Raw genomic sequence first — 12,202 nt, 5'->3', positions numbered from 1 at the left:
AAGGCTGCGACGGATTGGATGCCAGCGCGGGAAGCGCTGATACTTCTTGTAGGTCCCCCTACCTGTATGCATCAGGTCAGCGCAGTACCGCTTCCCACCAAGTAGTTCTGTAGCTCAAGCCGGTTTTGCACACTCAACCGTGTGTAGATCTGGCGACGGTGGTAGGTTGCGGTATGGACGCTGATGCCCATGCGCTCGGCGATTTTGCCTTCGGGCAGGCCCCGGGCCAGCCAGTAAGCCAGCTCGTGCTGCCGTTGCGGCAAGCCCAGCGCGCGCAACGCTGGCAGCAGCCTTGCCACGCGCGGAACCCTGTGGGTGATCTGAATGCCCACCGCCTGCCCTTCTCCCCCTGCGGCGGCCATCTGTGTTGCGCGCAAAGAGAAGGTGCCGCTGGCGTTGTGCAAGTCGAGCTGTGGCAGCACCGACGCAGGTCCATTGATATTTGTGCTGCTTGCGAAGCGAATACGCTGGAGCAGAAGCAGCAGCGCTTCGGGTAGCTCGCAGCGCCGTTGCCAGCGGGGCCCGAAGGCAAGTGCCATCAGCTGATCGGTCTGGGGAGATGTCCACAAAAGTCGCCCTTGGGGGGTGGTTACCAGCATAGCACTGCCCTGTACGTCACTGTCCCTGGCGTCCGACTCCACCGGTTGAAGAACTCGCGCCATCCAGGGTTCCAGTCGGCTTAGCATGGCCGAGTCTTCTTTTCCGAAACGTGGCGATGACGCGCTCCGGTACAGTTTGAGCGTCCCCACACCCGTGCCCTGCGGCGTGCGCAGCACCAGACTCAGACAGTCGAAAAGTTCGGCAGGACGGAGCGCCAGGTTGTAAAAATCACTGCGCAGCAGCTCGCTCACGGATACCGAAAGCAGCTGCTCAAGAACCTTCGGACCGTGTTCGCAACGCACGGCCTCACTGAAATTGAGGGTGCTGCGGAGCACTACCTTGCGCTCGTTTTGCTGCATCGTACTGTCGAAATAGGTGTGCATAAGGTCGCGTGCCAGCGACGGCTCCACGAATGCGTCCAGCCCGTTCTCGCTGCCCGGATGGAAGTATCCGCCAGTGTCAAAACCTATCAGCTGGTGTAGCTCATACAGAACCGGCTCAATGAGCTGCGGACCATTGAAATCCAGACAAGCCATCTGCTGTAGTCGTGCGATGGCTTGCTGCTGAACGCGAGAGAGGGTCATGGCGAGGTGCGTCTTTTTGCTTTGGCACATCAACGCAATGCGCCTAGCACAACGTATCACACCGTATCTGAACACCCCCCCCGCAGGGGTGGGGCGCCGACGCGCCGCGTTTCCTAGACTGTTTCAACGAAATCTGAAAGTCAGGCCCCATGCTCTCGTCTACTGCACTTGTACAAAGCTCATGGCAACAGGTGTTGCCCATACGAGCCCTCGCGGCAGAGCTCTTCTATGCCAAATTGTTTGAACTCGATCCTTCGCTCAAATCGCTGTTCAAGGGCGATATGAAGGAGCAAGGAAACAGGCTGATGACCATGATCGGAGTTGCCGTGGTCAATCTGGATCGTCCGGAGATCCTGATGCCTGCCCTGCGCGGGCTGGGTGCGCGCCATGGCGGCTATGGCGTCAAGGACCGGCACTACGACACCGTCGCAAGTGCGTTGCTTGACACCTTGCAGCGCGGCCTCGGCGACGCGTTTACACCGGAGGTGAAAGCTGCGTGGACCGAGGTCTACAGGATAGTGGCGGACGCTATGAAGTCGGCGGCTGGCAACGTCGCTGAAGACCCAACGCTGAGCGATTGAACGTGCGACACCATGAAATTTGTTCGCGCTTGAATATGCGCCGAGCCGGTGTCAGTTGGCTGCGGAGGCTACCTAAACGGCCCATGTCTGCTCGCTTTTCGACGGTGAGGTGGTAGCAGCATGAGACTCGCGAGCTACGTTTTCTGGTCCGTCTGCGTGATCGATATGGTGGTGTTTCTGAGCGTACTTGTGGTGGCTCTACAAGATCAAAGCGGCCTGCGCGACGGCGGGCGGGAGATTGGTCTGCTCTTCTTTGTCCTTGCGCCAGCTTTGCTGCTTGGAGGCGCAATGCTGCTGTTTCATTTCACTGCGTCGCGGCCTCACCGGCTCGTTGCAGCGCTCATCGCGCCTGCCGTCTGGTTAGCGCAGGCGCTGATGGATGGCTTGTCGACCGTCGCGCCGCAGGCCAAGGCGATGCTACCCACCCCGTTCTCGGCGCACCGATTGTTTCCGCGGAGCCACTCAACAAAGACTGAACCGCGCATCGCTTTGCGTGGCTCGGCCGAAGACTTCCGCGCTCGCTGCGACGCCGTCGATATTCCCACTCCACTCAAGACGATCTTCATGCAAATCACATCTCCCCGCAAGCGCGCCGCAGGCCGCTTAGCCGCCGCTGTCGCGCTGATGCTTGCCAGTATTGGGGCCTCGAGCGCGGCAGATGCCACCAGAGGCATCGAACAGGCGCTAGCCACAGCGCTACAGGACAAACGTGGCATCACGCTGTATGTCGTCGGCCAGTCTATTGCTGGCGCGGTGATCCGGATCGAGCCCGACCAATGGGTTGAGCTCAAGAACCAGGCCGTCGGCAAGATCATCGTGCGCCTGGATCGGATCGACGCCATCGCGGCGCCTTGAGGCGCCTGAAGTGAAAACCCGTATGTCGATTGAGAGCGGGCTTGCCGCTCATTTCAAGACGCCTGACGGCTGCAGCCGGCCCGGTGTCTCGTGGCTTGTTCGCATCGAGCATGGTGGGCACACATACCACGCACGGGTGAAGGCGCTGATGGCGAATGACGCAAGCCGCGCCACCCGTCGCGATGAGAGTTACCAAGCGAATGCAACGTTGCAATACCTGTCGACGCTGCTGGACAGCGGCTGGCATCCTGCGCAGGACCTGGAGCACACGATTGATGTCGGTAATCCCCCAGGCGCGCCAATGCTCCCGTGGTGGAAATTTTGGTGAACTCATGGCGGACATCAATGTTGATTTTTCATCCGTTGTTCCGGCATCAAACCCTACCCCTTGGGGTGGGGTATTGACGACTTCAATTTTCTAGACTCATTTCGGCCGCCTTTGAATAGTTCTTTGGCGCGGTACCTTGGTACCTCACGCAAAACCCATTTGAGATATGAACCCGAAATGAAAATCATCCATTTGCTTATGGCGTGCTTACTTGCCGTCCTGCTTCAAACAAACGCTGTGGCAGCCACCTACACTTTTGTGGGACCCACCTATCCGAACCCCATGCCCTATACGGCCCCCTGTGCCATTCCTGGCTGCGCGAATTTCACCATGGCAATGCAGCAAACGGGAAGCTTCACCACCGCCCTGCCTCTGCCGCCAAACTTGAATCTGGCGTTTATTGAGGGTTTGATTCAGACATATTCATTCAACGATGGAATAATCCAATATAGTAGTGCAGATGCACAGAGTAAAGTACTGTTTGCTCAAGTTAGCACCGATGCGGCAGGAAATATCATTAGTGAGAATATCGATATCCAGCGGTGGCAAACTGCTAACCACAGCGTTAACGATCGATTGGATACGCTATCGATAAATCTGGGCAGTTTTCACAATATGTATTGTCAAAACATCGGTGCACCAGATAATTGCGTGCTTGCCAACAACGACGCGTCATCCAGTTTTGCCTTTGCGCACAGCAACAACGCATGGACCACCAACCTTGCGCCTGTCATTCTCGGCGGTGCCGTTACGTCGGTGCCGACCTTCGGCGAATGGGGCTCGCTGATCCTGTCGCTGTTGATGGTGACTGCGGGCTGGGGCATGGCTGGCCGTCGCCGCGGCTGAGTACCGGGGTGGTTGAGGAGCCGCGCAGCAAATGCTCGCGCCGACGGCATTGCAGCGGCATCCACGCAGACTCGGTAGATGGTTGCAGATAGGGGCGCCATTTTTTCGAACGTGTTGCACACGTGCCATGTTGCAAGCCAGGCACTGAGCAGTTGACGTGCGGTCGCGCATAGTTCTTTCGGACGACTATTGTCGCGGGTACTAGTTCTTCCGACGTGCCCTGGCTGGTCTAGCGAAGGATGTGCAGACTGAGCCATCCGCGCGACCATTCCCCTCATGCAAAAAGAGAGGACTAGCGCAATGGCTCACACCACCTTGCCCCCGGGCGACAGCCCACAGCGCACGCGTCATGCCTGGTCGGTGCTGATCGTCAGCACCTTCGCCTTCACGGTCTGCTTCATGGTCTGGATGATGTTCGGCGTCATCGGCATTCCCATCAAGAAAATGCTCAACCTGAACTCCACGCAGTTCGGGTTGCTCATGTCCATGCCCGTGCTCACGGGCTCGCTGGTGCGGGTGCCGCTCGGTATCTGGACCGACCGCTTTGGCGGCCGCATCGTGATGACCGCCGTGATGGCCTCCACCGTGCCCGCGATCTGGCTCATGGGCTACGCCACGGAATACTGGCATTTCCTCACAATCGGCCTGTTTGTGGGCCTGGCGGGGGGCTCGTTCTCGGTGGGCACGCCCTACGTCGCCCGCTGGTTCCCCAAGCACCGCCAGGGCACGGCCATGGGGGTCTATGGCGCCGGCAATTCGGGTGCAGCCGTGAACAAGTTTGTGGCGCCGGTGCTGCTGGTGGCCTTTGGCTGGACCATGGTGCCGCAGGTGTATGCGGCCATCATGCTGGGCACCGTGGTGCTGTTCTGGTTGTTCAGCTACAGCGACCCTGCCCACCTGGTGTCTAGCAACGTCAAGTTCACCGACCAGCTCAAGGCGCTGAAGGACCCCAAGGTGCTCAAGTATTGCCAGTACTACAGCATCGTGTTTGGCGGCTATGTGGCGCTGTCGCTGTGGATGGTGCAGTACTACGTGGGCGAGTTTGGCCTCGATATCCGCGTAGCAGCGTTGCTGGCGGCCTGCTTCTCGCTGCCCGGCGGTGTGCTGCGCGCCATTGGCGGTATGTTGAGCGACAAATATGGTGCCCACAGCGTGACCTGGTGGGTGATGTGGGTGAGCTGGATCTGCCTGTTCCTGCTCTCCTACCCACAGACCGATTTCACCGTCCTTACCGTCAACGGCCCCAAGACCTTTCACCTGGGTCTCAATGTCTATGCGTTCACTGGCCTGATGTTCCTGCTGGGCATTTCGTGGGCCTTTGGCAAAGCCAGTGTCTTCAAGTACATCAGTGACGACTACCCACAGAACATTGGCGCCATCAGCGGCATCGTGGGCTTGGCCGGTGGCATGGGCGGCTTCATCCTGCCCATCCTGTTCGGTGCGCTGATGGACCTCACCGGTGTTCGCTCCAGCGCTTTCATGCTGATGTACGGCGTGGTCTGGGTCTCGCTCATCTGGATGTACTTCACCGAAGTGCGCCGCACCCGTCTCATGGGCTCGCCGGACGCTGCTGCGCAGCCCGACGCCCGCTGATTTTTTCAAGGAAACCTCACCATGTCTGCCACCAAAACCAGCGGGCGCCAGGGGCGCCTGCTAACCCTCTGGGCGCCCGAGGACAAGTCCTTTTGGGAGCGCGAGGGCGAAGCCGTTGCCAAGCTCAACTTGTGGATCTCGGTGCCTGCACTGTTCCTGGCCTTTGCCATCTGGCAGGTCTGGAGTGTGGTCGCCGTGAGCCTGCCGGGCCTGGGCTTCAAGTATTCGACCAACCAGCTGTTCTGGCTGGCCGCAGCGCCCGCGCTGTCGGGTGCCACGCTGCGCATCTTCTACTCGTTCATGGTGCCGCTGGTCGGTGGACGCCGCTGGACAGCGATCTCCACCGCATCGTTGCTGATCCCAGCGATTGGCATCGGCTTTGCGGTGCAGGACAACACCACCGCTTACCCCACGATGCTCATCCTGGCGCTGTTGTGTGGTCTGGGCGGCGGCAACTTCAGCTCCAGCATGTCCAACATCAGCTTCTTCTTTCCGAAGGAGCGCAAGGGCTCGGCGCTGGGCGTGAATGCGGGCCTGGGCAACCTGGGTGTGTCGGTGGTTCAGTTCCTCAGTCCGTTGGTTGTCACGGCCGGCATCTTCGGCATCTTTGGCGGCGAAGGCCAGACCATCGTGAAGAACGGCCAGACCCTGCAGGTGTGGACACAGAACGCTGCCTTCATCTGGGTGCCATGGATCGCCCTGACGGCGCTGGCGGCCTGGTTCGGCATGAATGACATCGCCGACGCCCGCGCCTCGTTCGCTGCGCAAGCCGCCATCTTCAAGCGCAAGCACAACTGGCTGATGTGCGTGCTGTACCTCGGCACCTTCGGCTCGTTCATTGGCTATGCCGCAGGTTTCCCGTTGCTCATCAAGAGCCAGTTCCCCGACATCAACCCATTGGCTTACGCCTGGCTCGGCCCACTGGTGGGGGCTGTGATCCGCCCCTTTGGCGGCTGGCTGGCTGACAAGCTCGGCGGTGCGCGTGTCACGCTGTGGAACTTCATCGTCATGGCCATCGCTGTGGTGGGTGTCACGGTGTTCCTGCCTTCGGGCGGGGACAAAGGGCAGTTTGCAGGTTTCTTCGTGTGTTTCCTCGTGCTGTTCCTCACCACCGGCATCGGTAACGGCTCCACCTTCCGCATGATCCCCGTGATTTTCCTGACCGAAGCCATGCGCGGTGTGGACCCTCGCAACACTGCTGCCGTGGCCCTGGCCAACAAGGAAGGCAATACGCTGGGCGCCGCCACCTTGGGCTTCACCGCCGCCATGGCTGCCTACGGCGGGTTCTTCATCCCCAAGAGCTATGGCAGCTCCATCGCCCTCACCGGCAGCCCCCACGCTGCGCTGTGGACGTTCTTTGCCTTCTACCTCGTATGCATCGTGATCACCTGGTGGTACTACGCACGCAAGCACGCAGAGATGCCTTGCTGATCACCCCTGAATAGAAAAAGGAGCCCCCGATGAGCCATTTCCTTGACCGCCTTTCGTACTTCTCGCAGCCCCGCGAGACCTTTGCCCAGGGCCATGGCGAAACCAATGGTGAAGACCGCACCTGGGAAGACGCCTACCGTGACCGCTGGGCACACGACAAGATCGTGCGCAGCACGCACGGCGTGAACTGCACGGGCTCCTGCTCGTGGAAGATCTATGTCAAGGGCGGCATCGTCACCTGGGAAACCCAGCAGACTGACTACCCCCGCACCCGCCCCGATCTGCCCAACCACGAGCCCCGTGGCTGCGCACGCGGCGCCAGCTACAGCTGGTACCTGTACAGCGCCAACCGCGTGAAGTACCCCATGGTGCGCGGCCGCCTGCTCAAGCACTGGCGCGCCGCCATCGCCTTGGCCAAGAGCCCGGTGGACGCCTGGGCCAGCATTGTCGAAAACAACGCTGCCAAGAGCGAATGGCAAAAGCAGCGCGGGCTGGGCGGCTTTGTGCGCAGCACCTGGGACGAAGTGAACCAGATGATCGCTGCGGCCAACGTGTACACCATCAAGAAGCACGGCCCTGACCGCATCATCGGCTTCTCGCCCATCCCGGCGATGTCGATGATTTCGTACGCCGCTGGCTCGCGCTACCTCAGCCTCATCGGCGGCGTGTGCATGAGCTTCTACGACTGGTACTGCGACCTACCTCCCTCCAGTCCGCAGGTGTGGGGCGAGCAAACCGACGTGCCTGAATCGGCCGACTGGTACAACAGCAGCTTCATCATCGCCTGGGGCTCCAACGTGCCCCAGACACGCACGCCCGATGCGCACTTCTTGACTGAGGTCCGCTACAAGGGCACGAAGGTCGTGTCCATCACGCCCGACTATTCCGAAGTGGCCAAGCTGGGCGATTTGTGGATGCACCCCAAGCAGGGCACCGACGCTGCCGTGGCCATGGCCATGGGTCACGTCATCTTGAAGGAGTTCTACTTCAAGGACGGTGGCAAAGGCCGTAGCGCGTACTTTGACGACTACGCGCGCCGCTACACCGACCTGCCGCTCTTGGTGGTGTTGAAGGAAAAAGCCCTTCCCGATGGCCGCACGGTGATGGTGCCCGACCGCTATGTGCGCGCCAGCGATTTCCCCGGCCAGCTCGACCAGTCGAACAATCCCGACTGGAAGACGGTGGGCTACGACGAACTCGGCCAGGTCACGCTGCCCAATGGTTCCATCGGCTTCCGCTGGGGTACCGATGGCCGCCCTGACCAGGGCCTGTGGAACTTGGAGAACAAAGACGCCCGCACGGCCAATACCGTCCGCCTCAAGCTGTCGGTGATTGAAGACGGCGCGCAGACCCATGATGTGGCCGACGTGGCCTTCCCGTATTTTGGCGGCGTGGCAACGCCCAACTTCACCGCCAACGAACAGGGCAGCGACGTGATGGTGCGCCGCGTGCCGGTGAGCCACCTGGAGCTGGCCGGGCACGAAGCCCAGGGCCGCGTGATGGTGGCCACGGTGTTCGACCTGCTGGCCGGCAACTACGGCATTGACCGGGGTCTGCCCGGTGAAGAGCCCGGTGGCAGCTACGACGCTGACCGCCCCTACACCCCTGCATGGCAAGAAGCCATCACGGGCGTACCCCGCGAGCAGATCATTGCGGTGGCCCGCCAGTTTGCCGACAACGCCGACAAGACGCATGGCAAATCCATGGTCATCATCGGCGCGGCGATGAACCACTGGTACCACTGCGATATGAACTACCGCGGCATCATCAACATGCTGATGCTGTGCGGCTGCATCGGCCAGAGCGGCGGCGGCTGGGCGCATTACGTGGGCCAGGAAAAACTGCGGCCCCAGACCGGCTGGACGGCGCTGGCCTTTGCACTCGACTGGATCCGCCCACCGCGCCAGATGAACAGCACGAGCTTCTTCTACGCCCACACCGACCAGTGGCGCTACGAGAAGCTGGGCATGGAAGAGGTCCTCTCGCCGCTGGCCGACAAGAAGGCCTACCACGGCGCGCAGATCGACTACAACGTGCGCGCCGAGCGCATGGGCTGGCTGCCATCGGCGCCCCAGCTCAAGACCAACCCGATGCAGGTGGCCAAGGACGCCGCCGCCAAGGGCATGGACGCCAAGGACTACGTGGTGCAGTCGCTCAAGAATGGCGAGCTGGAGATGAGTTGCGAGGACCCGGACCATCCCGCCAACTGGCCGCGCAACATGTTCGTGTGGCGCTCCAACATCCTGGGCTCGTCGGGCAAGGGGCATGAGTACTTCCTCAAGCACCTGCTGGGCACCACCCACGGCGTGCAGGGCAAAGATTTGGGCAAGGACGAAGCCAAGCCCGAGGAAGTGCAGTGGCACACCAATGCGCCCGAAGGCAAGCTCGACCTGCTGGTCACGCTCGACTTCCGCATGAGCACCACCTGCCTGTACTCCGACATCGTGCTGCCCACGGCCACCTGGTATGAGAAGAACGACCTCAACACCAGCGACATGCACCCCTTCATCCACCCGCTGTCCACTGCGGTGGACCCTGCCTGGCAGGCCAAGAGCGACTGGGAGATCTACAAGGGCTTTGCCAAGGCCGTGAGCGAGGTCAGCGTGGGCCACCTGGGCGTCGAAAAAGACGTGGTGCTCACGCCCATCATGCACGACACCCCCGGTGAAATGGCCCAGCCCTATGGCGTGCGCGACTGGAAGAAGGGCGAGTGCGAACTCATCCCCGGCAAGACTGCGCCGCAGGTCACGGTGGTCGAGCGCGACTACCCCAACCTGTACAAGCGCTTCACCGCCCTGGGCCCGCTGATGGACAAGGCCGGCAACGGCGGCAAGGGCATCGGCTGGAACACGCAGACCGAAGTGGGCCAGCTGGGCGACCTGAACGGCCGCGTCAAAGAAGAGGGCGTGACGCAGGGCATGCCCCGCATCGTGACCGACATCGACGCCACTGAAGTGGTGATGATGCTGGCGCCTGAGACCAACGGCCATGTGGCCTGCAAGGCCTGGGAGGCCCTGGGCAAGCAGACTGGGCGCGATCACGTGCATCTGGCACTGCACCGCGAAGACGAAAAAATCCGTTTCCGCGACATCCAGGCGCAGCCGCGCAAGATCATCAGCTCGCCCACCTGGTCGGGTCTGGAAAGCGAAAAGGTCAGCTACAACGCCGGCTACACCAACGTGCACGAGTACATCCCATGGCGCACCCTCACCGGTCGCCAGCAGTTCTACCAGGACCATCCGTGGATGCGTGACTTTGGCGAAGGCTTTGTGAGCTACCGCCCACCCGTGCACCTGAAGACGCTGCATGAAGTCGAGGGCAAGAAGCCCAACGGCAACAAGGAGATCCAGCTGAACTTCATCACGCCGCACCAGAAGTGGGGCATCCACAGTACGTACAGCGACAACCTGATGATGCTGACGCTGAACCGGGGTGGCTCGGTGGTGTGGCTGAGCGAAGACGACGCCAAGGTCGCCGGCATTGTGGACAACGATTGGGTCGAGCTGTTCAACGCCAATGGCGCCATTGCGGCCCGCGCGGTGGTGAGCCAGCGTGTGAACCCCGGCATGGTGATGATGTACCACTCGCAAGAGAAGATCATCAACACGCCCGGCTCCGAGATCACCGGAACGCGCGGCGGCATCCACAACTCGGTCACCCGCATCGTGCTCAAGCCCACGCACATGATCGGCGGCTACGCGCAGCTGAGCTACGGCTTCAACTACTACGGAACGATTGGCACCAACCGCGACGAGTTTGTGCTGGTGCGCAAGATGGACCGCGTGGACTGGCTCGACGATGAGCCCGTGTCCAGCACGGCAGCCCACGCCTGAAGCCGAAGACAAGGAGAAACACGATGAAAATTCGCGCACAAATCGGCATGGTGCTGAACCTGGACAAGTGCATTGGTTGCCATACCTGTTCCGTCACCTGCAAGAACGTCTGGACCAGCCGCCCCGGGGTGGAATACGCCTGGTTCAACAACGTCGAAACCAAGCCCGGCATTGGCTACCCCAAGGAATGGGAAAACCAGGACAAATGGAACGGCGGCTGGGTACGCAACCCGGACGGCTCGATTGCCCCGCGCCAGGGCGGCAAATGGAAGCTGCTCATGCGCATCTTCGCCAACCCCAACCTGCCGCAAATCGACGATTACTACGAGCCCTTCACCTTCGACTACGACCACCTGCAGTCGGCACCTGAAAGCAAGGCCGCGCCCACGGCGCGCCCGCGCAGTCTGATCACCGGCAAGCGCATGGAAAAAATCGAGTGGGGCCCGAACTGGGAAGAAATCCTGGGCGGCGAGTTCAGCAAGCGCAGCAAGGACAAGAACTTCGACGAGGTGCAAAAAGACATCTACGGCCAGTTCGAGAACACCTTCATGATGTACCTGCCGCGCCTGTGTGAGCACTGCCTGAACCCGGCGTGCGTGGCATCGTGCCCCAGTGGCTCGATCTACAAGCGCGAGGAAGACGGCATCGTGCTGATCGACCAGGACAAGTGCCGTGGCTGGCGCATGTGCGTCTCGGGCTGCCCCTACAAGAAGATTTACTACAACTGGCAGTCGGGCAAGGCTGAAAAGTGCATCTTCTGCTATCCGCGCATTGAGGCGGGCCAGCCCACGGTGTGCTCTGAAACCTGCGTGGGCCGCATCCGCTATCTCGGTGTGCTGCTGTATGACGCGGACCGCATCCAGGAAGCCGCCAGCGTGGAGCGCGACCGCGACCTGTACCAGGCGCAGCTCGACATTTTCCTGGACCCGAACGACCCTGATGTCATCAAGCAGGCGCGCATCGACGGTATTTCAGACAGCTGGATGGAGGCTGCCCGCAATAGCCCGGTCTACAAGATGGCTGTGCAATGGAAGGTGGCCTTGCCGCTGCACCCCGAGTACCGCACGCTGCCCATGGTCTGGTATGTGCCGCCGCTCTCGCCCATCACCGCCGCCGCCAACGCAGGCCATGTGGGTGTGAATGGTGACATCCCCGACGTGTCGCAGCTGCGCATCCCCGTGCAGTATTTGGCGAACCTGCTCACCGCTGGCGACACCGGCCCCGTGGTGCGGGCGCTGGAGCGCATGCTCGCCATGCGCACCTACCAGCGCGACAAGCATGTGGAGCAGCGCCAGAACCTGGCTGTGCTCAAGCAGGCCGGCCTGTCGATGGCCGAGGTCGAGGAGATGTACCACGTGATGGCCATTGCCAACTACGAGGACCGCTTCGTGATTCCGTCGGCCCATCGCGAGTATGCCGAGAACGCGTTTGACATCCGGGGCGGCTGTGGCTTCTCGTTTGGCAACGGGTGCTCCGACGGCGCCACCGAGACCAGCATGTTCGGTGGCAAAAAGCCCCGCACCATTCCCATCAAAGCCACTGTCTGAGTGC

General features: G+C 61.2%; 9 protein-coding genes. 8 read left to right on the top strand and 1 reads right to left on the bottom strand.

Annotated elements, in window-relative coordinates; translation table 11 throughout:
* Window positions 1-71: 71 nt before the first annotated feature.
* Window positions 72-1,184 carry a helix-turn-helix transcriptional regulator gene (locus tag CLU85_RS21215; protein ID WP_232727892.1) on the bottom strand — a complete coding sequence of 371 codons (1,113 nt, stop codon included), beginning with the start codon at window positions 1,182-1,184 and terminating at the stop codon, window positions 72-74.
* Window positions 1,185-1,333: 149 nt separating this feature from the next.
* Here CLU85_RS21215 and CLU85_RS21210 point away from each other — a divergent pair, with 149 nt between their 5' ends.
* The 8 genes from CLU85_RS21210 (at window position 1,334) to narH (ending at window position 12,198) form a co-directional block, all read left to right on the top strand.
* Entirely contained in the window at window positions 1,334-1,765 is a 432-nt protein-coding gene (locus CLU85_RS21210) for a globin family protein (protein WP_100412017.1), read from the top strand.
* 120 nt (window positions 1,766-1,885) lie between these two features.
* On the top strand, window positions 1,886-2,620 hold the full coding sequence (locus CLU85_RS21205) for a hypothetical protein (RefSeq protein WP_100412016.1): 735 nt from the start codon (window positions 1,886-1,888) through the stop codon (window positions 2,618-2,620).
* Between the two features lie 22 nt (window positions 2,621-2,642).
* Window positions 2,643-2,948 carry a hypothetical protein gene (locus CLU85_RS21200; protein ID WP_100412015.1) on the top strand — a complete coding sequence of 102 codons (306 nt, stop codon included), beginning with the start codon at window positions 2,643-2,645 and terminating at the stop codon, window positions 2,946-2,948.
* 177 nt (window positions 2,949-3,125) lie between these two features.
* The gene (locus CLU85_RS23070) at window positions 3,126-3,794 is read left to right on the top strand and encodes a hypothetical protein (protein ID WP_157803994.1); all 669 of its coding nucleotides are present in this window, start codon (window positions 3,126-3,128) and stop codon (window positions 3,792-3,794) included.
* A 300-nt stretch (window positions 3,795-4,094) separates the two neighbouring features.
* Window positions 4,095-5,387: a nitrate/nitrite transporter gene (locus CLU85_RS21190; protein WP_100412013.1), complete on the top strand. Its 1,293-nt coding sequence runs from the start codon at window positions 4,095-4,097 to the stop codon at window positions 5,385-5,387.
* A gap of 21 nt (window positions 5,388-5,408) precedes the next feature.
* Window positions 5,409-6,818, top strand: coding sequence for a NarK family nitrate/nitrite MFS transporter (locus CLU85_RS21185; RefSeq protein ID WP_100412012.1), 1,410 nt, complete (start codon window positions 5,409-5,411; stop codon window positions 6,816-6,818).
* Window positions 6,819-6,847: 29 nt separating this feature from the next.
* Entirely contained in the window at window positions 6,848-10,651 is a 3,804-nt protein-coding gene (locus CLU85_RS21180; RefSeq protein WP_100412011.1) for a nitrate reductase subunit alpha, read from the top strand.
* A 23-nt stretch (window positions 10,652-10,674) separates the two neighbouring features.
* Window positions 10,675-12,198 carry a nitrate reductase subunit beta gene (narH, locus tag CLU85_RS21175; RefSeq protein WP_100412010.1) on the top strand — a complete coding sequence of 508 codons (1,524 nt, stop codon included), beginning with the start codon at window positions 10,675-10,677 and terminating at the stop codon, window positions 12,196-12,198.
* Window positions 12,199-12,202: the final 4 nt, after the last annotated feature.

The sequence above is a fragment of the Acidovorax sp. 69 genome (assembly GCF_002797445.1).
Classification (GTDB): Bacteria; Pseudomonadota; Gammaproteobacteria; order Burkholderiales; family Burkholderiaceae_C; genus Acidovorax.
This window is presented reverse-complemented; position numbering and strand designations above follow the sequence as displayed.